The organism is Streptomyces sp. NBC_01474 (genome assembly GCF_035918215.1).
Lineage (GTDB): Bacteria > Actinomycetota > Actinomycetes > Streptomycetales > Streptomycetaceae > Streptomyces > Streptomyces aureus.
The window spans coordinates 4,653,028-4,674,927 of record NZ_CP109449.1; the positions used below are offsets into that span (position 1 = coordinate 4,653,028).

Below are 21,900 nucleotides of genomic sequence, written 5' to 3' on the forward strand. Positions count from 1 at the left end.
GTGTCCGGCGAAATAGCGGCCGTCAGGCTTCGTCGGCCGTCTTCCGCGTGTGCAACTGACGCGCCACCTCGGCGATGGAGCCCGAAAGTGACGGGTACACGGTGAACGCCTTCGCGATCTGCTCGACCGTCAGGTTGTTGTCGACCGCGATCGAGATGGGATGGATCAGTTCGCTCGCGCGCGGGGCGACGACCACTCCGCCCACCACGATGCCCGTGCCGGGACGGCAGAAGATCTTGACGAAGCCGTCGCGGATGCCCTGCATCTTGGCGCGCGGGTTGCGCAGCAGCGGCAGCTTCACCCCGCGGGCGTCGATCTTCCCGGCGTCGACGTCGGCCTGCGTGTAGCCGACCGTGGCGATCTCGGGGTCGGTGAAGACGTTCGAGGAGACCGTCTTGAGGTTCAGCGGCGCCACCGCGTCGCCGAGGAAGTGGTAGACGGCGATGCGGCCCTGCATGGCGGCCACGGAGGCGAGCGCGAAGACGCCGGTCACGTCACCGGCGGCGTACACGCCGGGAGCGGTGGTCCTGGAGACCTTGTCGGTCCAGATGTGCCCGGAGTCCTTGAGCCTGACCCCGGCCTCCTCAAGGCCCATCCCGCTGCTGTTCGGGATGGCGCCGACGGCCATCAGGCAGTGGGTGCCGGAGATGACGCGGCCGTCGGAGAGGGTGACCTCGACGCGGTCGCCGACGCGCTTGGCGGACTGGGCGCGCGAGCGGGCCATGACGTTCATGCCGCGGCGCCGGAAGACGTCCTCCAGGACGGCGGCGGCGTCCGGGTCCTCACCGGGCAGGACGCGGTCGCGGCTGGACACGAGTGTGACGCGGGAGCCGAGGGCCTGGTAGGCGCCGGCGAACTCGGCGCCGGTGACACCGGAACCGACCACGATGAGCTCTTCGGGGAGCTCGTCGAGGTCGTAGACCTGGGTCCAGTTGAGGATGCGCTCGCCGTCGGGCTGGGCGTCGGGCACCTCGCGCGGGTGACCGCCGGTGGCGATCAGGACGGCGTCGGCGGTGAGGGTCTCCTCGGTGCCGTCGGCGGTGCGCACGACGACCTTGCGGGAGCCGTCGGCGGCCTGCTGGCCCTCCAGGCGGCCGCGGCCGCGCATCACGCGGGCGCCGGCCCGGGTGACGGACGCGGTGATGTCGTGGGACTGGGCGAGCGCGAGGCGCTTCACACGCCGGTTGACCTTGCCGAGGTCCACACCGACGACCCGCGCGGGGCTGTCGATGTGCGGGGTGTCATCGGCGACGATGATCCCCAGCTCCTCGTACGACGAGTCGAAGGTGGTCATCACCTCGGCCGTCGCGATCAGGGTCTTGGACGGGACGCAGTCGGTGAGCACCGACGCCCCGCCCAGGCCGTCGCAGTCGACGACGGTCACCTCCGCGCCGAGCTGGGCAGCCACGAGGGCCGCCTCATATCCGCCAGGTCCGCCACCGATGATCACGATCCGAGTCACGTACTCCATTGTCCCGCACGCTTCAAGTGCTTTCGCCCCGGGGGCCTCCGTCCGTGCGCGTCCCACGTCGGAGCGGCTTCTGTTACAGGAGAGACCCCGGCCACACCTGCCGTACCCTCGACCACATGTCGCTCTACGCCGCATACGCCGGCAATCTCGACGCGCGGCTGATGACGCGCCGCGCACCGCACTCGCCGATGCGCGCGACGGGCTGGCTCAGCGGCTGGCGGCTGACGTTCGGGGGCGAGCACATGGGCTGGGAAGGCGCGCTCGCGACCCTCGTCGAGGCGCCCCGCTCGCAGGTCTTCGTCGCGCTGTACGACATCGCGCCGATGGACGAGGACTCCATGGACCGCTGGGAGGGCGTGGGGCTCGACATCTACCGGCGCATGCGCGTGCGCGTGGACACGCTGGAAGGCGAGGAGCCCGCCTGGGTGTACGTGCTCAACGGGTACGAGGGCGGGTTCCCCTCGGCCCGCTATCTCGGCGAGCTGGCGGACGCGGCGGAGTCGGCCGGAGCCCCGCACGACTACGTGATGGAACTGCGCAAGCGCCCCTGCTGAGCAGGCTTCGTCGGAAACGACAAGACAACGATCCCATTCCCGTGAGGTCTGTCATCTACGCGCGTAGGACCGAACCGGCTACCCTCGATCGCGTGAACGCATCTGTTACTCCGGACAACATCCAGGGCGCCGCCGGATTCGATCCCCGAGTCGCCGCCGACGCCGCCGCCACGCGCCTGCGCGAGCTCACCGGCGCCGACACCCACGACGTCGCCCTCGTGATGGGCTCCGGCTGGGCACCGGCCGTGGACGCCCTTGGCACCCCCGAGGCCGAGTTCCCCGTCACCGAGCTGCCCGGTTTCCCGCCGCCGGCCGTCGAGGGCCACGGCGGAAAGATCCGCTCGTACAAGATCGGTGACAAGCGCACCCTCGTCTTCCTCGGGCGCACGCACTACTACGAGGGCCGCGGTGTCGCGTCCGTCGCGCACGGCGTCCGTACCGCCGTCGCCGCGGGCTGCAAGACCATCGTCCTGACCAACGGCTGCGGCGGTCTGCGCGAGGGCATGCGCCCCGGTCAGCCGGTCCTGATCAGCGACCACCTGAACCTGACGGCGACGTCGCCGATCGTCGGCGCGAACTTCGTCGACCTCACCGACCTGTACTCCCCGCGCCTGCGCACCCTGTGCAAGGAGATCGACCCCTCCCTCGAGGAGGGCGTCTACGCGCAGTTCCCCGGCCCGCACTACGAGACCCCGGCCGAGATCCGCATGGCCCGCACGATCGGCGCGGACCTCGTCGGCATGTCGACCGTCCTCGAGGCCATCGCGGCCCGCGAGGCGGGCGCAGAGGTGCTCGGCATCTCCCTCGTCACGAACCTGGCGGCGGGCATGACGGGCGAGCCCCTCAACCACGAAGAGGTGCTCCAGGCCGGCCGCGACTCCGCCACCCGCATGGGCGAGCTCCTGGGCAAGGTCCTGGGCCGCATCTGATCCCGTAGAGACACGCGAGAGGCTGGACGAACCGTGACCTTGCAGGACACCGAACTGCTCGCCAGGGCCGAGGCCTGGCTGGCCGAGGACCCCGACCCGGAGACCCGCGAGGAGCTGGCGAAGCTCATCGAGAGCGCCGACACCAAGGCGCTCGCCGAGCGCTTCGCCGGCACGCTCCAGTTCGGCACCGCGGGTCTGCGCGGCGAGCTCGGCGCGGGCCCCATGCGGATGAACCGCTCCGTGGTCATCCGCGCGGCGGCGGGCCTCGCCGCGTATCTCAAGAGCAAGGGCGAGGCGGGCGGGCTCGTCGTCGTCGGGTACGACGCGCGCCACAAGTCGGCGGACTTCGCGCGGGACACGGCGGCCGTCATGACGGGCGCCGGCCTGCGCGCCGCGGTGCTGCCGCGCCCGCTGCCCACCCCGGTCCTCGCCTTCGCCATACGGCACCTGGGCGCGGTCGCGGGCGTGGAGGTCACGGCCAGCCACAACCCGCCCCGCGACAACGGCTACAAGGTCTACCTCGGCGACGGCTCGCAGATCGTGCCGCCCGCGGACGCCGAGATCGCGGCCGAGATCGCAGCGATCCGCACCCTCCACGACGTACCCCGCCCGGACTCCGGCTGGGAAACCCTCGACGAGGGCGTCCTGGAGGCCTACCTGGCCCGCACGGACGCAGTCCTGGCCCCGGACTCCCCCCGCACGGCGCGCACGGTCTACACGGCGATGCACGGCGTCGGCAAGGACACCCTCCTCGCCGCCTTCGCACGAGCGGGCTTCCCCGAGCCCGTCCTCGTGACCGAGCAGGCGGACCCGGACCCGGACTTCCCGACGGTGGCGTTCCCGAACCCGGAAGAACCGGGCGCGATGGACCTGTCCTTCGCGGCAGCCCGGACCGCGGACCCCGATCTGATCATCGCGAACGACCCGGACGCGGACCGCTGCGCAGTCGCTGTGAAGGACGACGAGGACTGGCGGATGCTGCGAGGCGACGAGGTGGGCGCGCTGCTGGCGGCCCACCTGGTGGCCCGCGGAGCACGGGGCGTTTTCGCGGAGTCGATCGTGTCGTCCTCGCTCCTGGGCCGGATCGCCGAAAAGGCCGGCCTCCCCTACGAAGAGACCCTGACGGGCTTCAAGTGGATCGCCCGGGTGGACGGCCTGCGCTACGGCTACGAGGAGGCGCTCGGCTACTGCGTGGACCCCGAGGGCGTACGGGACAAGGACGGCATCACGGCGGCGCTGCTGGTCACGGAACTGGCGTCGACGCTCAAGGAACAGGGCCGCACCCTGCTCGACGCGCTGGACGACCTGGCGGTGGCCCACGGCCTGCACGCGACGGACCAGCTGTCGGTGCGGGTGGAGGACCTCACGGTCATCGCCAAGGCGATGGCCGCACTCCGCGAAGAACCGCCGACCGAACTGGCAGGCCTCCGGGTGGCGCAGGCAGAGGACCTCACCCGAGGCACGGCCACGCTCCCGCCGACGGACGGCCTGCGCTACACGCTGGACGGCGAGTACCGGGCCCGGGTCATCGTCCGCCCGAGCGGCACGGAGCCCAAGCTCAAGTGCTACTTGGAGGCAGTGATCCCGGTAGAGGCGCACTCGGACCTCGCCTCGGCCCGAGCAGAGGGCACACGGGTACTGAACGCGATCAAGCGGGACCTGTCGACGGCGGCAGGCATCTGAAAAAGGGCAAGCAGAAGGCCGGGGTCGAAACCGACCCCGGCCTTTCCCGTCTCCGAACTCAACCGATCACAAGCAGAACGGCCATCAGAACCGCTCCCGCAACCGCGGGCGCGATGATCTCGTAGGCCCAGCGGATCGAAGGCTCGCCCTGCGCGGAAGGCTTGTCGGCGCGGTCCCGGGCCAGCTCGCGAATCTCGTCCAACGACTGATCGCCGGCGGCCTTACGAGGCACGAAATCGGCGGCCCCGTTCAGCCCCCTGTCCTTACGTCCACCCGTACGCCGATTGGCCTTCTTGCGGGCGCGCATGGAGACGGGGATGGCCCAGAGCTGGTACTTGTCCCCACCCTCGGTGAAGACCTCGCTGGAGTAGCTGGCGCGCAGGTCGGCGACGCACGCCCAGGGCAGGGTGATCACACGGAACGGATTACGGACGCGCAGCCGGTCCTCATTCGCGTACACCGCGGGCCGGATCGTGAACGCGACGACGAGCGGCACGGCGAGAAGCAGCCCCGCGACGGCCAGCCAGGCGGTGCGGGCGTCGCCGTTGACCACGGCGTCGAAACCGAGCCAGGCCCCCATCACGAGCAGCAGGACGCCACCCGCGATACCGGCGGGAGAACGGTAGGCGCGCTCCGCCGCCACGGGTGCCGTGACGGAGGGCTGGGAGTCCGGGGTCTTCATACCCCGATGATGCCTGAAGCCGGGAAGAACGTTGATTACGGCCTGAGAACAACCACAGAGGCCGCCGGAAGCCCCACCGGCGACCAGCCGCGGCCCGGAAGGCGGCGAGTCCCACCGGCCGCGAGACGCCGACGAGACGGGAGGGGCCGCGGGGGCATGTGCGCGCGGAGCCACCAGCACCACGTACAGGTAATCAGCCAGCTGACATGCGCCCGTAGAACAGCGAGCACGTACATGCCCCCGCGGCCCCGCACCCAAAAACGAACCGCAGCGGCCCACACCGAGCCCGCACCCGAAAACACAACGCCCCCAAGCAGCCGCACCGGAAAACACCCCCGAGGAGCCGCCACCGGGACCCACCACAGAGACCCACCACTCACCCCTCCCCCTGTACAGCAGCTACGCGCGTAGATATGCTCCCCTCGTGACCATGCCCACTGCACCCGCACCCGCATTCGCCGACGCGGTCGCCTCGGACCGTTCACTGCGTCGCTTCCTTCACGGGCTGCCCGGGGTCGACACGGTCGGCCTGGAGGCTCGCGCCGCGTCCCTCGGCACGCGGTCGATCAAGACCACGGCCAAGGCGTACGCCATCGACCTGGCGATCTCGATGATCGACCTGACGACCCTCGAAGGCGCCGACACCGCCGGCAAGGTCCGCGCGCTCGGCGCGAAGGCCGTGCACCCGGACCCCACCGACCGTACGACTCCGCGCACAGCCGCCGTCTGCGTCTATCCGGACATGGTGGCGACGGCCAAGGAGGCCGTGGCCGGGAGCGACGTGAAGGTCGCCTCCGTGGCCACCGCCTTCCCGGCGGGCCGCGCCGCCCTGGAGGTGAAGCTCGGGGACGTCCGAGAGGCGGTCGCCGCCGGAGCCGACGAGATCGACATGGTCATCGACCGCGGAGCGTTCCTCGCGGGCCACTACCTGAAGGTGTACGAGGAGATCGTCGCCGTGAAGGAGGCCTCGGGCGCCGCGCGCCTCAAGGTCATCTTCGAGACGGGCGAGCTGTCGACGTACGACAACATCCGGCGTGCGAGCTGGCTGGGCATGATGGCCGGGGCGGACTTCATCAAGACGTCGACCGGCAAGGTCGGGGTGAACGCCACCCCGGCGAACACCCTGCTCATGCTGGAGGCGGTGCGTGACTTCCGCGCCCAGACGGGCGTACAGGTAGGCGTGAAGCCCGCCGGAGGCATCCGTACGACCAAGGACGCGATCAAGTTCCTCGTGCTGGTCAACGAGACCGCGGGCAGCGACTGGCTGGACAACCACTGGTTCCGCTTCGGCGCTTCGAGCCTGCTCAACGACCTGCTGATGCAGCGCCAGAAGCTGAGCACCGGCCGCTACTCCGGCCCCGACTACGTCACGGTGGACTGACCCATGACTTTTGAGTACGCACCCGCGCCGGAGTCCCGCTCCGTCGTCGACATCGCCCCCAGCTACGGCCTGTTCATCGACGGCGAGTTCGCCGAGGCGGCCGACGGCAAGGTCTTCAAGACGGTCAGCCCGTCCACGGAGGAGGTCCTCTCCGAGATCGCCCAGGCGGGCGAGGCGGACGTGGACCGCGCGGTGAAGGCAGCCCGCAAGGCGTTCGAGAAGTGGTCGGCGCTGCCGGGCGCGGAGCGCGCGAAGTACCTGTTCCGGATCGCGCGGATCATCCAGGAGCGCAGCCGCGAGCTCGCGGTCCTGGAGACGCTCGACAACGGCAAGCCGATCAGGGAGACGCGCGACGCGGACCTCCCGCTGGTGGCGGCGCACTTCTTCTACTACGCGGGCTGGGCGGACAAGCTCGGCCACGCGGGCTTCGGCCCGAACCCGGCGCCGCTGGGCGTCGCGGGCCAGGTCATCCCGTGGAACTTCCCGCTGCTGATGCTGGCGTGGAAGATCGCCCCGGCGCTGGCGACGGGCAACACGGTCGTCCTGAAGCCGGCCGAGACGACACCTCTCTCCGCGCTCTTCTTCGCGGACATCTGCCGCCAGGCGGGCCTGCCCAAGGGTGTGGTGAACATCCTCCCGGGCTACGGCGACGCGGGCGCGGCGCTCACGGCGCATCCCGACGTGAACAAGGTGGCGTTCACCGGCTCCACCGCGGTGGGCAAGGCGATCGCCCGCCAGGTGGCGGGCACGGACAAGAAGGTCACGCTCGAACTGGGCGGCAAGGGCGCGAACATCGTCTTCGACGACGCGCCCGTCGACCAGGCGGTCGAGGGCATCGTCACGGGCATCTTCTTCAACCAGGGCCAGGTCTGCTGCGCGGGCTCGCGCCTCCTGGTCCAGGAGTCGGTGGCCGACGAGGTGCTGGACGCGCTGAAGCGCCGCCTCACCACCCTCCGCCTGGGCGACCCGCTGGACAAGAACACCGACATCGGCGCGATCAACTCCGCGGAGCAGCTCGCGAGGATCAAGGCGCTCGCGGACACGGGCGAGGCCGAGGGCGCGGAGCGCTGGTCGGCGCCGTGCGAACTGCCGGACAGCGGCTACTGGTTCGCGCCGACGCTCTTCACGAACGTCACGCAGGCGCACACGATCGCGCGGGACGAGATCTTCGGCCCGGTGCTGTCCGTCCTCACGTTCCGCACTCCGGAGGAGGCGGTGGCGAAGGCGAACAACACGCAGTACGGGCTCTCGGCCGGCATCTGGACGGAGAAGGGCTCGCGCATCCTCTCGGTCGCGAACAAGCTCCGGGCGGGCGTCGTCTGGGCCAACACGTTCAACAAGTTCGATCCGACCTCGCCGTTCGGCGGCTACAAGGAGTCGGGTCACGGCCGCGAGGGCGGCCGCCACGGCCTGGAGGCATACCTCGCCCCGTCGAGCCCGGAGGGCACGCGATAAATGAGCACGGTTGAGCGACTCACAGTCCTGAAGACCTACAAGCTGTACGTGGGCGGGAAGTTCCCGCGTTCCGAGAGCGGCCGGGTGTACGAGGTGTCGGACTCGAAGGGCAAGTGGCTGGCGAACGCCCCGCTGTCGTCCCGCAAGGACGCCCGTGACGCGGTGGTGGCCGCGCGCAAGGCGTTCGGCGGCTGGGCGGGCGCGACGGCGTACAACCGCGGGCAGGTGCTCTACCGCGTGGCGGAGATGCTGGAGGGCCGCCGCGACCAGTTCGTGCGGGAGGTGGCGGACGCCGAGGGCCTGTCGAAGTCCAAGGCGGCGGCCGTCGTGGACGCCGCGATCGACAGGTGGGTCTGGTACGCGGGCTGGACGGACAAGATCGGCCAGGTCGTGGGCGGGGCGAACCCGGTCGCGGGCCCGTTCTTCAACCTGTCCACGCCCGAGCCGACCGGAGTGGTGGCCGTGCTGGCGCCGCAGAAGTCGTCGTTCCTGGGCCTGGTCTCGGTGATCGCCCCGGTGATCGCGACGGGCAACACGGCCGTGGTGATCGCGAGCGAGACGTCACCGCTGCCCGCGCTGTCGCTCGGCGAGGTGCTCGCCACGTCCGACGTGCCGGGTGGTGTCGTGAACGTCCTGTCCGGCAGGACGGCGGAGATCGCCGCGCCGCTGGCCGCGCACCAGGACGTGAACGCGATCGACCTGACGGGCGCGGACGCCGACCTGGCCCGTGACCTGGAGATCGCGGCGGCGGACAACCTGAAGCGCGTACGCCGTCCACAGGCTATGGACACGGACTGGACGACGGACCCGGGCACGGACCGGCTCACGTCGTTCCTGGAAACGAAGACGGTGTGGCACCCGACGGGTTCACTCGGCGCATCGGGCTCTTCGTACTAGGCCCGAACCCGACCCGAAACCCGAAACCCCGGCCCTCCTCCGTCCAGGAGGGCCGGGGTTTCGTCATGTCGTCGGCACTTCGTCATGTCGTCGGCAGCACGATTCAGACCCGGAGCCGCGCAGCGATCCCGTCGAGGATGCAGTCGAGACGAGCTCGAACCGGGTAACGACCCCTGCTCATCAGGCAGTTCATCTGCGGGGCGCGCTCCTGCCGGGTCTCTGCGCCTGCCGATCGGGGCTTTCGTTCGGATCGGGCGAGCCCGGCCTGAGCCGAGCGAGAGGCCCTAGCCCGGGAGCAGAGAGCCGGCCGGCCCGACCAGAGGGAGGTCGGCGAGGGCGCCGCCCTTGGCCACGGGACCGGTCGCGGCGGCCGTGCTCACCGGCTTGAAGTCGGCGACCTGGGTGCCGACCGCGTTGTCGAGCGGATCGACCCCGGTACCGGAGAGCGGGTTGAGCTTCAGGTGCTTGACCGGGGCGAGGCCCCCGTTCGCGGCGGTCTCCAGCGCCCCCGCCACCGCTCCCCCGGCCGCCGCCGTGTCGAGGTCGCCGACCGGCGAGGCGACAGGCCCGGCGGCGGGCTCTGCCGCACCGGCGCTCACCGCACCCCCGCCTAGCGCCGCCCCTGCGGCGGTGAGGGTGAGCCCCGCGCGCAGCAGCGCACGCTGGGCCGCCGAGGACTTCTTCGCTGAGTGTCGTGCCATGAAGTGCCGCCCGTTTCCGGTACCGGCGGCCGGTTGGCCCGCCGCCGCAGATCGAGTAATCGTACGCGTACGCAGAGTAGTTGAGGCGGGGCTGTGCCACAAAGGCCGACCCGCAGGGTCCACCGGGGGCGGAGGATGCAGCACACTGGTGTCTCGTGAGTTCCCATCCCTCGATACCGACCCGGGTCGTCCTGCTGGCAGGCCCTTCCGGCTCCGGCAAGTCGTCGTTCGCGTCCCGCTCCGGGCTTCCCGTGCTGTGCCTGGACGACTTCTACAAGGAGCGTGACGACCCGACGCTGCCGCAGGTGCCGGGCAGCTCGGACATCGACTGGGACTCCCCCCACTCCTGGGACACGGAGACAGCCGTCGCCGCGATCGCGGAGCTGTGCCGCACGGGCCGCACCCGCGTTCCCGTCTACGACATCGCGACCAGCTCGCGGGTGGGCGAGGCGACGCTCGACATCGAGCGCACACCGCTGTTCATCGCGGAGGGCATCTTCGCCGCGGACATCGTGGAGCGCTGCCGGGACCTCGGCCTGCTCGCCGACGCGCTGTGCCTGCGCGGCCGCCCGTCCACGACGTTCCGCCGCCGGCTGCTGCGCGACCTCAGGGAGGGCCGCAAGTCCGTGCCGTTCCTGCTGCGCCGCGGCTGGCGCCTGATGCGCGCGGAGCGCGGCATCGTGGCCCGCCAGACGGCGCTCGGCGCGCACGCGTGCGGCAAGGAGGAGGCCCTCGGCCGCCTCGCCGCGGCCGCCGCGGGCCGCCGCGTGAAGGCCCGCGCCCAGGCGTGAGCGGCCCGCACACCCCGTACGCATGAGAAACGGGACCGGAGAGACCCCCCGGCCCTCCGGTCCCGCTTCGTTCCCCCGTGAAGATCCCCCGTGATCCCCCCGGTACCGCTCCCTCGTACCACCGTCGCGTCCCCCCGGAGCGACGGCCCGCCCCCTGCCTTCAGGCCACCAGCTCGCCGAAGGACTCCTCCAGGTCACGGCCGAAGCTGAGGACCTCGTCCTCGCGCAGCCGGCGCAGGGAGCGCCAGATGCTGGACTTCACCGTGCCGACACTGATGTCGAGGATGTCCGCGATCTCGGGGTCCGTACGACCCTCGTAGTACCGCAGGACGAGCATCGTGCGCTGCAGTTCGGGCAGGCGGGCCAGGGCCTGCCAGAGAACCGCGCGCAGCTCCGTGCCGCGCATCGCGTCCGTGTCGCCCGCCGTCTCCGGCAGCTCCTCGGTCGGGTACTCGTTCAGCTTGCGGCGGCGCCACGCGCTGATGTGCAGATTGGTCATGGTGCGGCGGAGGTAGCCCCCGACCGCCGCCTTGTCGCTGATCCTGTCCCAGGCGCGGTACGTCGAGAAGAGGGCGCTCTGGAGCAGGTCCTCGGCCTCGAACCGGTCACCGGTCAGGTGGTAGGCGGTTGCGTACAGGGAGGCGCGGCGCTCCTGGACGTAGGCCGTGAACGCCGCTTCGGCATCTGCGGTCTCCGACAGGGACTTCTTCCGCTCCCCCGATTCCTCCCCGTACGCGGCTCCCCCGTCGGATACCGCCTGGTTCGCGTCAACCACCGTCATGTACGTGGTGTGCTGACGCCCGGTGCCGCGAGCGCACCCCCGCCCGCTCACGGCACCGGACAACTCGTGCTTCCCGGAACCGGGACTCCGCACGAGAGCGTCATGAAGACGTGTGACAACTGCGCCAGTGGTGGTGCTGTGCAGAGTGTTCATCTCGCGCCCCCCGTCGTGGAGTCTCGGTTTCCCGTGGCTCGTAAGGACTTGCGTCCTTGCGATGTCCAAAAGCTTGCCCGGGCCACTTCATGACGGTGTCCGTCGACTGTCACAGACCTGTCACAGGGCCCGGGCGTGTGCGAGTCGTGTGCGGATGGGGCCCGATGCCCCCTGATTACGAGCTTGGGAGCGCTCCAACGGTCGAACTTGAGCCGTGCGATGGGACAGAATGACGTCTGTGCCTTCCCTGTTGCTGATCGAGGACGACGACGCCATCCGAACGGCCCTGGAGCTCTCTCTTACGCGCCAGGGCCATCGGGTTGCCACCGCTGCCACCGGCGAGGACGGTCTGAAGCTGTTGCGTGAGCAGCGGCCGGACCTGATCGTGCTGGATGTGATGCTGCCCGGCATCGACGGGTTCGAGGTGTGCCGGCGCATCCGGCGCACGGACCAGTTGCCGATCATCCTGCTCACGGCGCGCAGCGACGACATCGACGTGGTGGTCGGGCTGGAGTCCGGCGCCGACGACTACGTCGTGAAACCGGTGCAGGGGCGGGTGCTCGACGCCCGGATCCGCGCGGTGCTCCGGCGGGGCGAGCGGGAGGCGAACGACGCGGCGTCGTTCGGCAGTCTCGTCATCGACCGGGCCGCGATGACGGTCACGAAGAACGGTGAGGACCTCCAACTGACGCCCACGGAGCTGCGGTTGCTCCTGGAGCTGAGCCGCAGGCCGGGCCAGGCGCTGTCGCGGCAGCAGCTGCTGCGCCTGGTGTGGGAGCACGACTACCTCGGTGACTCGCGGCTCGTCGACGCGTGTGTGCAGCGGCTGCGCGCGAAGGTCGAGGACGTGCCGTCGTCGCCGACGCTGATCCGTACGGTGCGCGGGGTCGGCTACCGGCTGGACACGCCTCAGTGAGTGATGCGCACGACCGGCTGCGGGGGTGGGCCGCAGCGAAGAAGGCGATACTCGCCGGCCTGCGCTTCACGAGCCTGCGGCTGCGGCTCGTCGTCGTCTTCGCCCTGGTGGCGCTGACCGCGGCGGTGTCGGCGTCGGGGATCGCGTACTGGCTGAACCGTGAGGCGGTGCTGACCCGGGCGCAGGACGCGGCGCTCAGCGACTTCCAGCAGGAGATGCAGAACCGCGCCGCGGCGCTGCCCGAGCATCCGACGCAGGGCGAGTTGCAGCATGCCGCGAACCTGATGGCGAGCAGCAGTCAGCACTTCAGTGTGCTGCTGATCAGCGACGACAAGGACGGCCGGCGGATCGCGGGCAACTCCGACCTGGACGCGATCACGCTGGCCGAGGTGCCTCGTTCGCTGCGGGACGCGGTGAACAGGAAGCAGCCCCTCACGGACGGCAACAAGCACCCGTACCACCTGTACTGGCAGCGGATCGTCAGCAATGACACGCCGTATCTGGTCGGCGGGGCGCGGGTGATCGACGGGGGGCCGACGGGCTACATGCTCAAGTCCCTGGAGCCGGAGGCGAAGGATCTCAACTCCCTTGCCTGGTCGCTCGGGATCGCGACGGCGCTCGCGCTGATCGGTTCGGCGTTGCTCGCGCAGGCCGCGGCGACGACGGTGCTCAAGCCGGTGCACCGGCTCGGGCGGGCGGCCCGGCGGCTCGGGGAAGGGAAGCTGGACACGCGTCTGCGGGTGTCCGGTACGGATGAACTGGCCGATCTTTCCCGGACGTTCAACCGGACCGCGGAGAATCTGGAGAAGAAGGTCGCCGACATGAGTGCGCGCGAGGAGGCGTCGCGGCGCTTCGTCGCCGACATGTCGCACGAGCTGCGTACGCCGCTGACCGCGATCACCGCGGTGACGGAGGTACTCGAGGAGGAGCTCGACGCGGAGACCGGTTCGGTCGACCCGATGATCGAGCCGGCCGTGCGTCTCGTGGTGAGCGAGACGCGCCGGCTGAACGACCTGGTGGAGAACCTGATGGAGGTGACCCGCTTCGACGCCGGCACCGCCCGGCTCGTCCTCGACCACGTCGACATCGCCGACCAGATCACGGCCTGCATCGACGCCCGCGCCTGGCTCGACGCGGTGGACCTGAACGCGGAGCGCGGCATCATGGCCCGCATCGACCCGCGCCGCCTCGACGTCATCATGGCGAACCTGATCGGGAACGCGCTCAAGCACGGCGGCTCGCCGGTGCGGGTGTCCGTACGGCTTGCGGACTCGGCGCTGGTGATCGAGGTGCGTGACCACGGCCCCGGAATCCCGCAGGACGTGCTCCCGCATGTCTTCGACCGGTTCTACAAGGCGAGCGCGTCGCGGCCGCGTTCGGAGGGCAGCGGGCTCGGGCTCTCGATCGCCCTGGAGAACGCGCACATCCACGGCGGCGAGATCACGGCCGCCAACTCCCCCGAGGGCGGCGCCGTGTTCACGTTCCGGCTGCCGCTCGACGCGTCACCGCTGACGCTGCCGCCCGATGACGAGGGCACCGTCGGTGGCAGTTCCGGTGAGGAGGGCGGGGCGCGATGACGGCACGCAAGGCAGGACGGCGTTACGCGGTGCTGGGCGCGGCGGTTCTCGCCGTGCTGCTCGCCGGGTGCGGGATCAGGCCGACGGAGGTTCCGACGGACTTCGGGGCCGCGCCGTCACGGGTGCCGTGCACGCTGTCGGGGCCCGATCTGGGGTCGCGCTCGGGCGGCGAGTTCGCCGTGCAGGTGTATCTGGTCTGTACGTCGCAACTGGTGAGCGTCGACCGGTCGGTGACCCTGCCGAAGGGGCAGGGCGCCTCGGACCGGGTGCGGCTCGCGCAGGCGCTGCTCGACGAGCTGGAGCAGTCTCCGGTCGGCGCCGAGCGGCAGGCGGGATACACGACGGACGTCCGGCCCGGGATGACCGTCTCGGGGCCGGGCAAGGGTGACCCGGACAACGCGCTGCGGCTGAGCGTCCCGCCGGACGACCTCTCGCCGTACGCGCTGGCCCAGATCGTCTGTACGTATGCGAACGGCGGGGCCGCGGCAAAGGACGACAAGGTCGTGCTCGGCGGGCCGGGTGACGACGCTCTGCGCGCTTACGACTGTTCTCCGGAGATGCGGACGCGGCCGGGGCTCGTCCCGGCGCCCGCCGAGACGGTCGGCTGACGGGGGCGGGTGCGGTTGTCGCGGGCGGGCGCCGGCTACGCGGAACCGATCGTCCCGCCGTCCGCGTCTTGGGGGGCGTGCAGCGCCATCGCCCGGGCGACTCCAAAGCCGCCATCCGCTTCCGTACGGCAGGGATAGTCCTCCTTGCCGCGCATCTGCTTCTCGTCTGCTGGATCACGCTGCGACCACTGGACGTGCCGTGGGTCAGCGCCGCGAACCTCCATCCGTTCGCGGGGATCAGGGCGGATCTCGCGCTCGGCCCGGCGGAGGCGGTGCGGCGGATCGGCAAGGAACTGCTGCTGCTCGCCCCGCTGGGGGTGCTGCTGCCGATCGCCGGGGGGCGGCTCGTCGTCTCGCCGCTGGGTTCGCTGGTGCGTACGGTCGCCGCCGGAGCGCTGCTCTCGCTCGGCATCGAGCTGCTGCAGACCGGGGTGCCGGGGCAGGTCGTGGACATCGACTCGCTGTTCCTGAACACGCTGGGCGTGGCCCTCGCGCACGCGGCCGTGGTGCCGACCCTCAGGGGCAGGCTCCGCCGCAGGACCGAGGTCACGGCCCTCCCCCGGGAGGAGCCGACTCAGGGGCGGACCCCGACGATTTCCAGGGTCGGCATCGCCCCGTGAGCTGACGCTTCGCCCGGTTCGTCACCGTAGCTTTGAAGCCATCGGAGACGTCCCGGCCGCCCGGCCGAGGGGGCGCCTCACCGCTACGGTTCGCGAAGGAGCCCACCATGACCGCCCTTGCCCGCCCCACGAACGGACGGATGATCGGCGGAGTGTGCGCAGCGCTGGCAAGGCGCTTCGGCACCTCCGCGACCACGATGCGCGTGATCTTCGTGCTCTCGTGTCTGCTTCCCGGTCCCCAGTTCCTGCTGTACATCGCGCTGTGGATCCTGCTGCCGAGCGAGGGCAAGGTCCGCCAGGCGTGGTGACGACGGGGTCCGCAGGCTGATGTACGACCAGGAGGGGCGCACCCGCGCGAGCGGGTGCGCCCCTCCTGTGTGTCCGCGCGTGTGCCGCGTCGGGTGGGTCAGCCGACGGGCAGGGCGCTGCCGGCGGGCAGCGACTTGACGGGCAGGCCGCCGAGGAGCCCGGAGACCGGGTCGTGGCCGTTGGTGGGGAGGGCCTTCTTGACGGCGGGCGCAGCGGCGTTCAGGCCACCGGTGACGGCGTTCTTGCCGGCGGTCAGGGAATCGGTGCCACCGGCGGGCAGCACCTGCGCGACCTGCTCGGCGGGGAGCGTGCCGGTCACGGTGTCCAGGGCGGAGCCCGCGTCCGGGAGGGCTGGGGCGGCGGACGCGGCACCGGCGCCCGCGGCGGCGAAGGCGGCACCGAGGGCGGCGACACCGAGGGTCTTGACGGCAGACTGCTTCATTATGAAATGAGTCCTCGTGAACGGGGGCTTGAGCGGTCCACGACCGTAAACATGCGTCAGGGCGCGTTGCAAACAGCGAAATACGCGCGGAAGCGGCGGGGAGTTAATGTTCCCGGCCGCTTCGAATTCGCACAAACAGGCGCTACTGCTCGACAGATCCCCTGGTCGAGGCGGTCTGACGGAACAGCCATTCGGATTTCAACTCGGCATATCCCGGCTTGATGACGTCATTGATCATGGCCAGTCGTTCATCGAAAGGAATGAATGCTGATTTCATCGCATTGACAGTGAACCACTGCATGTCGTCGAGCGTGTAGCCGAAGGCGTCGACCAGGTGCTCGAACTCGCGGCTCATGCTGGTGCCGGACATGAGGCGGTTGTCCGTGTTCACCGTGGCGCGGAAGTGCAGCTTGCGGAGCAGGCCGATGGGGTGGGCCTCGTAGGAGTCGGCGGCGCCCGTCTGGAGGTTGGAGCTCGGGCACATCTCCAGGGGGATGCGCTTGTCGCGTACGTAGGAGGCGAGGCGGCCGAGCTTGACCGTGCCGTCGTCCTCGACCTTGATGTCGTCGATGATCCGCACGCCGTGGCCGAGGCGGTCGGCGCCGCACCACTGGAGTGCCTGCCAGATGGAGGGCAGGCCGAAGGCCTCGCCCGCGTGGATCGTGAAGTGGTTGTTCTCGCGCTTGAGGTACTCGAAGGCATCGAGGTGGCGGGTGGGAGGGAAGCCCGCCTCGGCGCCCGCGATGTCGAAGCCGACGACGCCGGCGTCGCGGTAGCGGTTGGCGAGTTCGGCGATCTCCAGGGCGCGGGCCGCGTGCCGCATGGCGGTGAGCAGGGCGCCCACGCGGATGCGGTGGCCGTTGACCTTGGCGCGCCGCTCGCCTTCCCGGAAGCCCGAGTTGACCGCCTCGACGACCTCTTCGAGGGTGAGGCCCTGTTCGAGGTGCTGCTCGGGGGCGTAGCGGATCTCGGCGTAGACGACGCCGTCCTCGGCGAGGTCCTCGGCGCACTCGGCGGCGACCCGGAACAGCGCCTCGCGGGTCTGCATGACGGCGCAGGTGTGGGCGAAGGTCTCCAGGTAGCGCTCGAGGGAGCCGGAGTCGGCGGCCTCGCGGAACCAGATTCCGAGCTTGTCGGGGTCGGTCTCCGGGAGGTTCTCGTAGCCCTGTTCCAGGGCGAGTTCGACGATGGTGCCGGGGCGAAGCCCGCCGTCGAGGTGGTCGTGCAGCAGCACCTTGGGGGCGCGAACGATCTGCTCGTGGGTCGGAATCTGCGAGTTTCCGCTGGTCTGGCTCGTCATTTCGGCACTCTAACGCCTACGCGCGTAGATACCGGGTGGCGTCCGCCTGTCGATACGTAACAGTGACCCTGCGGACGGGTGGCGTACACCGCGCCTTCTGACACTGTTCTGTCATGGGACAGCAAGCGACGACGGTCCGCGAGGCCCGGCTCGGGAAGGCGGTGGGGCCCGTCCCCGCGACGGTGAGCGGCGTGGTCCTGCTGCTTCCCGCGGGCGCGGAGACCTCCGCGCGCGGGCCGTCACCACTGGCCTCGGCGACCATTCGGCCCCTGGGGCGCGCCCTCGCGCGCGAGGGGCGGCGGGACGGCCTTGCGGCGCATGTCGTGCACTACCGCAGCCGCGGCTGGAACGGCGCGCAGGCGCAGCTCGCGCGCGACGCCGACTGGGCGGCGGACGAGGCCGTGCGGCGCTACGGCGACGTCCCCGTCTGCCTCGTCGGGGTCGACATGGGCGCCCGCGCGGCGCTGCACGCGGGCGGGCACAGCGCCGTCAACTCGGTGCTCGCGCTTGCCCCTTGGCTGCCCGAGGAGGACGTCGCCGCGCCCCCCGAACCGGTGAAACAGCTCGTGGGCCGCCGCGTCCTGATCGTGCACGGCACGAACGACGAGCGCACGGATCCCGAGCTGTCGTTCCGCCTGGCCGCCCGCGCGAAGAAGTCCAACCGCGACACCTGCCGTTTCGAGGTGCACTCCGACGGCCACGCGCTCCACCAGCACCGCACCGAAGTCCACGCCCTGGCCCGCGACTTCGTCCTCGGCTCGCTCTTCGGCCGGGCGTTCTCGCGCCCGGTGCAGGACGCGCTCGCCGCGCCGCCGCCGCTGGGGCTGCGGATGCCGCTGGCCTCGGGCTTCGGCAGGTCCTTGCGGCGGTGACTACTCCTCCGCGCGGGTCCACTCGGAGAGCAGCTTGCCGCGCCGGGAGAGCAGGAACTTCTTGAACGCGGCGACCGGCGGGGTGTCCGGATGCCCGTCGAGCCAGGCCACGCCGATCTCGCGTACCGCCCGCTGGCCGGTCACCGTCAGCTCCACGACTCCCGGGCGCGGTACGGCCGGCGGCGGCAGGAGCGCCACGCCGAGGCCCGCCGCGACCAGGCCGCGCAGGGTCTCCGTCTCCTCGCCCTCGAAGGCGATGCGCGGCTTGAACCCCGCCTCCGTGCACAGGCCGTCGGTGATGCGGCGCAGTCCGTAGCCGGGTTCGAGGGTCACGAACGTCTCGTCGGCCGCCTCCGCGAGACGGACGCGCTTGCGGCCCGCGAGGCGGTGCTCGTCGGGGACGACCAGACGCAGGCGCTGCTCGTCGAGGCGGCGCGCGACGAGGCCGGGCGCGTCGGGGATGGGAGAGGTGAGGCAGAGGTCGAGTTCGCCGGCGCGCAGGCGCTCCAGCATCGCCTCGCCGTAGTTCTGTACGAGGCTGAAGCGGATGCGGGGGTGGTCGGCGCGGAAGGCGCGGATCAGGCCGGGGACGGTCTCGGAGCCCATGGTGTGCAGGAAGCCGAAGGCGACCTTGCCCGACGCGGGGTCGGCGTCGGCCCGTACCGACTCGGCGGCGCGGCCGACCTCGGCGAGCGCCTTGTCGACGGACGTGAGGAACGTGCGGCCCGCGGGGGTGAGCGAGACGGTGCGGCCGTGGCGGGCGAACAGTTCCACGCCGAGGTCCTGTTCGAGGCGGACCAGGGCGCGCGACAGCGTCGACTGAGGGATCCCGAGCTCGTGGGCGGCCCGCGTGACGTGCTCGGTGCGGGCGACCGCGGCGAAGTACGACAGGCGTGGCGCGAGCGTCGTCACGATGTCTTCTGTGTCACTGGACGGTGACAGACGAGCCTCTGAACTCTGCTTATGCGCCATGGGATCGATTATGGCGTTTTCATGCATTGGACGCATCAAACATGGAGGCCTACGTTCGAGATATGCCTCCTGCCAGTAGCGGGGCGACCGCCACCCACGCGGTCGCCGCCCGTAAGCCGTCGTCCCCCGAAGCCACCGACACCCGTCTGAACCCGGGCGGACCCGGCTACCGCCGGATGAGTTTCGCCCTCTTCCTGGCCGGGGTCGCGACCTTCGCCCTGCTCTACTCCACGCAGGCCCTGCTCCCCCTCGTCTCCTCGGACTTCGGCGTCAACGCGAGCGCCGCTAGCTGGACGGTGTCCGGCGCGACGGGCGCGCTCGCCCTGTGTGTCCTGCCGATGAGCGCCCTGTCGGAGCGGTTCGGGCGGCGCACCGTGATGACGGCGTCCCTGTCGGTGGCGGTCGCGGTCGGCCTGCTCGTGCCGTTCGCGCCCTCGCTCGGCGTGCTGATCGCGCTGCGGGCGCTCCAGGGTGCCGCTCTCGCCGGTCTGCCGGCCTCCGCGATGGCGTATCTCGCGGAGGAGGTGCGGCCCAAGGCGCTGGTCGCCGCGATCGGCCTGTTCGTGGCGGGCAACTCCATCGGCGGGATGAGCGGCCGGGTCATCACCGGGTGGGTCGCGCAGGAGTGGGGCTGGCGCGCGGCGGTCGGCACGATCGGCGTGATCGCCGTGGCGTGCGCGGTCGCGTTTCGGCTGCTGCTGCCCCAGCCGCGGCACTTCACCCCCGGCTCGCTGCGGCCGCGGGTGCTGGCCCGCACGGTGCGCGGCCACCTCGCGAACCCGCTGCTGTGCCGTCTGTACGTGATCGGCGCTCTGTTCATGACGGTCTTCGGCGCCGTGTACACGGTGATCGGCTACCGGCTCACGGCCGCGCCGTTCTCGCTCCCGCAGGGCATCATCGGCTCGATCTTCCTGGTGTACCTGGTGGGTACGGTCTCCTCGGCCGCGGCCGGCAAGCTCGTCGCGCGGCTCGGGCGGCGCGGCGCCCTGTACCTGGCGGTGGGCACGACGGCGTCCGGGCTCCTCCTCTCGCTCGGCGACTCGATCGCCATGGTGCTGCTCGGCCTCGTCCTGATCACGGCCGGATTCTTCGCGGGTCACGCGGTGGCGTCGTCCTCGGTCAGCCACACGGCGACGCACGGGCGGGCGCAGGCGTCCGCGCTGTACCAGTCCGTGTACTACATCGGCTCCAGCGTGGGCGGCACGCTCGGCGCGGTGGCCTTCCACGCGGGCGGCTGGGCCGGGACCGTGGCCCTCGGCCTGGTGGCGGTGCTCGGCGTCGTGTCGGTGACCCTGTGGGGCTCGCACGCGGCGCGCGTGCAGCAGCGGCAGACGCTCGTGGCGGCGCACTGACTCTGCCCGGAGATTACCGACAACGGCCCCCGGACCGGTGTATTTCACCGGTCCGGGGGCCGTTGTCAGTGGGCTGCGGTAGCTTCCGAAGTGCTGGGACTTGCATGGACTTTCGGGACTTGCCAGAAGCTGCAGGGCGGGGTGTGGACATGAGTGACATCGCAGGGACGACCACCGAGCTGGACGTCCGTCTCGAGAAGTACCGGGTCGAGCTGACCGGGTACTGCTACCGGATGCTGGGCTCGGCCTTCGAGGCCGAGGACGCGGTGCAGGACACGATGGTCCGCGCCTGGCGCAGCTTCGACAAGTTCGAGGGTCGCTCCAGCCTGCGGTCCTGGCTGTACCGCATCGCGACGAACGTCTGCCTGGACATGCTGAACGCGGGCAACAAGCGGGCCCGTCCGATGGACCTGACGGCGGCGGCGCCGCTGGCGCAGGCGGCGCTCACACCCCGGCCGGACAACGTGTGGCTGGAGCCGATGCCGGACGCGCGCGTGCTGCCGACCGTGCACGACCCTGCGGAGGCGGCGGTGGCGCGGGAGTCGGTGCGCCTCGCCTTTGTGGCGGCGCTCCAGCAGCTGCCCGCCAAGCAGCGGGCCGTGCTCATCCTGCGCGAGGTCCTGGCCTGGAAGGCGCAGGAGGTCGCCGAGCTCCTCGACACGTCGGTGGCGTCGGTGAACAGCGCGCTCCAGCGGGCCCGCGCCACGCTCGCCGAGGCCCCGGTCGAGACGAAGGGCGCCGACAGCGAGCTGGACGAGGAGCACCAGGCGCTCCTCGAGCGCTATGTCGCGGCGTTCGAGGGATACGACATGAAGGCCCTCACGGCGCTGCTCGCCGAGGACGCCATCATGACCATGCCGCCGTTCGACCTGTGGCTGCGCGGCACGCCGGACATCACGGGCTTCATGACGACGATCGGCGCCTCATGTGCCGACAGCCGGCTGGTGCCCGTCGAGGCCAACGGCTCGCCCGCGTTCGCCCACTACAAGCCCGACCCGGACAACGGCGGGTTCGCGCCGTGGGCCGTCCAGGTCCTGGAGATCTCAGAGGGCCGGATCACCGGACTCCACTGCTTCCTGGACACGGCCCGCTATTTCCCGCTGTTCGGTCTGCCGCTCCATCTCGACGACCAGCCCGCCTAGGCCGGGCAGGCCGACCAGCTGAAGCAGGGCCCACAGGGCCGGGGACGGATCGCGCAGCCGCAGTCCTGACCCGGCCCTGCGGGCGGCGAGCTGCATCCGGGCGAGCACGTCCACGGTGGCGAGGTCGGCCGTGGTGACGGCCGCGAGGTCGCAGACGACGTCGCGTGCGGGGGCGCGGGCGCACGCCGTGCGCACCTGCTCGCACAGGTGCGGCACGTCGCCGCGGCGCAGGGGGCCGGCGAGAGCCAGGTCGGGAAGTCGGGAAACAGCCACGCAGGACAGACCTGCCCGGCGGCGGGAACTCATCGGCGG

Annotated in this window: 23 protein-coding genes; 15 read left to right on the forward strand and 8 right to left on the reverse strand. The window is 71.0% G+C overall.

Annotated elements, in window-relative coordinates:
- Nucleotides 1-22 precede the first annotated feature (22 nt).
- On the reverse strand, nt 23-1,471 hold the full coding sequence (locus OG758_RS21245) for an NAD(P)H-quinone dehydrogenase (protein WP_266560809.1): 1,449 nt from the start codon (nt 1,469-1,471) through the stop codon (nt 23-25).
- 116 nt (nt 1,472-1,587) lie between these two features.
- On the opposite strand from OG758_RS21245, the gene OG758_RS21250 reads away from it, so the two are divergent.
- The 3 genes from OG758_RS21250 to OG758_RS21260 all read left to right on the forward strand — a co-directional run bounded on the left by OG758_RS21250 (nt 1,588) and on the right by OG758_RS21260 (nt 4,637).
- A complete protein-coding gene (locus OG758_RS21250) occupies nt 1,588-2,025 on the forward strand; it encodes a gamma-glutamylcyclotransferase (RefSeq protein WP_116510652.1) in 438 nt (145 codons plus the stop codon).
- A gap of 92 nt (nt 2,026-2,117) precedes the next feature.
- Nucleotides 2,118-2,954, forward strand: a complete 837-nt coding sequence (locus tag OG758_RS21255; RefSeq protein WP_326711460.1) for a purine-nucleoside phosphorylase — start codon at nt 2,118-2,120, stop codon at nt 2,952-2,954.
- A gap of 39 nt (nt 2,955-2,993) precedes the next feature.
- A complete protein-coding gene (locus OG758_RS21260) occupies nt 2,994-4,637 on the forward strand; it encodes a phospho-sugar mutase (protein WP_326715982.1) in 1,644 nt (547 codons plus the stop codon).
- A 58-nt stretch (nt 4,638-4,695) separates the two neighbouring features.
- On the opposite strand, the gene OG758_RS21265 is transcribed toward OG758_RS21260, so the two are convergent.
- Nucleotides 4,696-5,319, reverse strand: coding sequence for a PH domain-containing protein (locus OG758_RS21265; RefSeq protein ID WP_326711461.1), 624 nt, complete (start codon nt 5,317-5,319; stop codon nt 4,696-4,698).
- Between the two features lie 430 nt (nt 5,320-5,749).
- Between OG758_RS21265 and deoC the strand changes: the two genes are divergently transcribed.
- Genes deoC through OG758_RS21280 form a run of 3 tightly spaced genes read left to right on the forward strand, consistent with a single transcriptional unit; the run spans nt 5,750 to nt 9,052 of the window.
- Nucleotides 5,750-6,700, forward strand: a complete 951-nt coding sequence (gene deoC / locus OG758_RS21270) for a deoxyribose-phosphate aldolase (protein WP_116513451.1) — start codon at nt 5,750-5,752, stop codon at nt 6,698-6,700.
- A gap of 3 nt (nt 6,701-6,703) precedes the next feature.
- Nucleotides 6,704-8,155 carry an aldehyde dehydrogenase family protein gene (locus tag OG758_RS21275; protein ID WP_326711462.1) on the forward strand — a complete coding sequence of 484 codons (1,452 nt, stop codon included), beginning with the start codon at nt 6,704-6,706 and terminating at the stop codon, nt 8,153-8,155.
- The gene (locus tag OG758_RS21280) at nt 8,156-9,052 is read left to right on the forward strand and encodes an aldehyde dehydrogenase family protein (protein WP_326711463.1); all 897 of its coding nucleotides are present in this window, start codon (nt 8,156-8,158) and stop codon (nt 9,050-9,052) included.
- A 284-nt stretch (nt 9,053-9,336) separates the two neighbouring features.
- Here OG758_RS21280 and OG758_RS21285 read toward each other — a convergent pair whose 3' ends face one another.
- Complete coding sequence (locus OG758_RS21285) at nt 9,337-9,753, reverse strand: hypothetical protein (protein WP_326711464.1); 417 nt, start codon at nt 9,751-9,753, stop codon at nt 9,337-9,339.
- A 155-nt stretch (nt 9,754-9,908) separates the two neighbouring features.
- Between OG758_RS21285 and OG758_RS21290 the strand changes: the two genes are divergently transcribed.
- Entirely contained in the window at nt 9,909-10,544 is a 636-nt protein-coding gene (locus OG758_RS21290) for a uridine kinase family protein (RefSeq protein ID WP_326711465.1), read from the forward strand.
- Between the two features lie 160 nt (nt 10,545-10,704).
- On the opposite strand, the gene OG758_RS21295 is transcribed toward OG758_RS21290, so the two are convergent.
- On the reverse strand, nt 10,705-11,478 hold the full coding sequence (locus OG758_RS21295; RefSeq protein WP_266560825.1) for a SigE family RNA polymerase sigma factor: 774 nt from the start codon (nt 11,476-11,478) through the stop codon (nt 10,705-10,707).
- Between the two features lie 238 nt (nt 11,479-11,716).
- On the opposite strand from OG758_RS21295, the gene afsQ1 reads away from it, so the two are divergent.
- The 5 genes from afsQ1 to OG758_RS21320 all read left to right on the forward strand — a co-directional run bounded on the left by afsQ1 (nt 11,717) and on the right by OG758_RS21320 (nt 15,507).
- Nucleotides 11,717-12,394 (forward strand): two-component system response regulator AfsQ1, encoded by a 678-nt coding sequence (afsQ1, locus tag OG758_RS21300; RefSeq protein WP_030682803.1) that lies wholly within the window; start codon nt 11,717-11,719, stop codon nt 12,392-12,394.
- A complete protein-coding gene (locus OG758_RS21305; protein WP_326711466.1) occupies nt 12,391-13,971 on the forward strand; it encodes a HAMP domain-containing sensor histidine kinase in 1,581 nt (526 codons plus the stop codon). Before afsQ1 ends, OG758_RS21305 begins: the two co-directional genes overlap by 4 nt.
- On the forward strand, nt 13,968-14,579 hold the full coding sequence (locus tag OG758_RS21310) for a hypothetical protein (protein WP_326711467.1): 612 nt from the start codon (nt 13,968-13,970) through the stop codon (nt 14,577-14,579). The genes OG758_RS21305 and OG758_RS21310 overlap by 4 nt, the downstream gene beginning before the upstream one ends.
- Nucleotides 14,580-14,656: 77 nt before the next feature.
- On the forward strand, nt 14,657-15,199 hold the full coding sequence (locus OG758_RS21315) for a VanZ family protein (RefSeq protein ID WP_326711468.1): 543 nt from the start codon (nt 14,657-14,659) through the stop codon (nt 15,197-15,199).
- Between the two features lie 107 nt (nt 15,200-15,306).
- Nucleotides 15,307-15,507, forward strand: coding sequence for a PspC domain-containing protein (locus OG758_RS21320; RefSeq protein ID WP_100594716.1), 201 nt, complete (start codon nt 15,307-15,309; stop codon nt 15,505-15,507).
- A 98-nt stretch (nt 15,508-15,605) separates the two neighbouring features.
- Here OG758_RS21320 and OG758_RS21325 read toward each other — a convergent pair whose 3' ends face one another.
- Both OG758_RS21325 and OG758_RS21330 read right to left on the reverse strand, forming a co-directional pair.
- On the reverse strand, nt 15,606-15,950 hold the full coding sequence (locus OG758_RS21325) for an ATP-binding protein (protein ID WP_326711469.1): 345 nt from the start codon (nt 15,948-15,950) through the stop codon (nt 15,606-15,608).
- A gap of 142 nt (nt 15,951-16,092) precedes the next feature.
- On the reverse strand, nt 16,093-17,250 hold the full coding sequence (locus tag OG758_RS21330; protein WP_326711470.1) for an adenosine deaminase: 1,158 nt from the start codon (nt 17,248-17,250) through the stop codon (nt 16,093-16,095).
- Nucleotides 17,251-17,363: 113 nt separating this feature from the next.
- On the opposite strand from OG758_RS21330, the gene OG758_RS21335 reads away from it, so the two are divergent.
- Nucleotides 17,364-18,122 carry an alpha/beta hydrolase gene (locus OG758_RS21335; RefSeq protein WP_326711471.1) on the forward strand — a complete coding sequence of 253 codons (759 nt, stop codon included), beginning with the start codon at nt 17,364-17,366 and terminating at the stop codon, nt 18,120-18,122.
- Here OG758_RS21335 and OG758_RS21340 read toward each other — a convergent pair whose 3' ends face one another.
- A complete protein-coding gene (locus OG758_RS21340) occupies nt 18,123-19,094 on the reverse strand; it encodes a LysR family transcriptional regulator (protein WP_326711472.1) in 972 nt (323 codons plus the stop codon). It abuts the gene before it with no gap.
- Nucleotides 19,095-19,156: 62 nt separating this feature from the next.
- Between OG758_RS21340 and OG758_RS21345 the strand changes: the two genes are divergently transcribed.
- Nucleotides 19,157-20,446 carry an MFS transporter gene (locus tag OG758_RS21345; protein ID WP_326711473.1) on the forward strand — a complete coding sequence of 430 codons (1,290 nt, stop codon included), beginning with the start codon at nt 19,157-19,159 and terminating at the stop codon, nt 20,444-20,446.
- Nucleotides 20,447-20,595: 149 nt separating this feature from the next.
- Nucleotides 20,596-21,588 (forward strand): sigma-70 family RNA polymerase sigma factor, encoded by a 993-nt coding sequence (locus tag OG758_RS21350; protein ID WP_326711474.1) that lies wholly within the window; start codon nt 20,596-20,598, stop codon nt 21,586-21,588.
- Here OG758_RS21350 and OG758_RS21355 read toward each other — a convergent pair.
- Nucleotides 21,490-21,861 (reverse strand): STAS domain-containing protein, encoded by a 372-nt coding sequence (locus tag OG758_RS21355; protein WP_326711475.1) that lies wholly within the window; start codon nt 21,859-21,861, stop codon nt 21,490-21,492. The genes OG758_RS21350 and OG758_RS21355 overlap by 99 nt on opposite strands.
- Between the last annotated feature and the right edge of the window lie 39 nt (nt 21,862-21,900).

Bases quoted from the DNA above. Each gene is read 5' to 3' on its own strand.
- OG758_RS21250 (WP_116510652.1), top strand. From the start codon at position 1,588: ATGTCGCTCTACGCCGCATACGCCGGCAATCTCGACGCGCGGCTGATG.
- OG758_RS21245 (WP_266560809.1), bottom strand. From the start codon at position 1,471: ATGGAGTACGTGACTCGGATCGTGATCATCGGTGGCGGACCTGGCGGA.
- OG758_RS21295 (WP_266560825.1), bottom strand. From the start codon at position 11,478: ATGAACACTCTGCACAGCACCACCACTGGCGCAGTTGTCACACGTCTT.
- OG758_RS21275 (WP_326711462.1), top strand. From the start codon at position 6,704: ATGACTTTTGAGTACGCACCCGCGCCGGAGTCCCGCTCCGTCGTCGAC.
- OG758_RS21310 (WP_326711467.1), top strand. From the start codon at position 13,968: ATGACGGCACGCAAGGCAGGACGGCGTTACGCGGTGCTGGGCGCGGCG.
- OG758_RS21340 (WP_326711472.1), bottom strand. From the start codon at position 19,094: ATGGCGCATAAGCAGAGTTCAGAGGCTCGTCTGTCACCGTCCAGTGAC.
- deoC (WP_116513451.1), top strand. From the start codon at position 5,750: ATGCCCACTGCACCCGCACCCGCATTCGCCGACGCGGTCGCCTCGGAC.
- OG758_RS21335 (WP_326711471.1), top strand. From the start codon at position 17,364: ATGGGACAGCAAGCGACGACGGTCCGCGAGGCCCGGCTCGGGAAGGCG.
- OG758_RS21330 (WP_326711470.1), bottom strand. From the start codon at position 17,250: ATGACGAGCCAGACCAGCGGAAACTCGCAGATTCCGACCCACGAGCAG.
- OG758_RS21345 (WP_326711473.1), top strand. From the start codon at position 19,157: ATGCCTCCTGCCAGTAGCGGGGCGACCGCCACCCACGCGGTCGCCGCC.
- OG758_RS21285 (WP_326711464.1), bottom strand. From the start codon at position 9,753: ATGGCACGACACTCAGCGAAGAAGTCCTCGGCGGCCCAGCGTGCGCTG.
- OG758_RS21350 (WP_326711474.1), top strand. From the start codon at position 20,596: ATGAGTGACATCGCAGGGACGACCACCGAGCTGGACGTCCGTCTCGAG.
- OG758_RS21280 (WP_326711463.1), top strand. From the start codon at position 8,156: ATGAGCACGGTTGAGCGACTCACAGTCCTGAAGACCTACAAGCTGTAC.
- OG758_RS21265 (WP_326711461.1), bottom strand. From the start codon at position 5,319: ATGAAGACCCCGGACTCCCAGCCCTCCGTCACGGCACCCGTGGCGGCG.
- OG758_RS21325 (WP_326711469.1), bottom strand. From the start codon at position 15,950: ATGAAGCAGTCTGCCGTCAAGACCCTCGGTGTCGCCGCCCTCGGTGCC.
- OG758_RS21320 (WP_100594716.1), top strand. From the start codon at position 15,307: ATGACCGCCCTTGCCCGCCCCACGAACGGACGGATGATCGGCGGAGTG.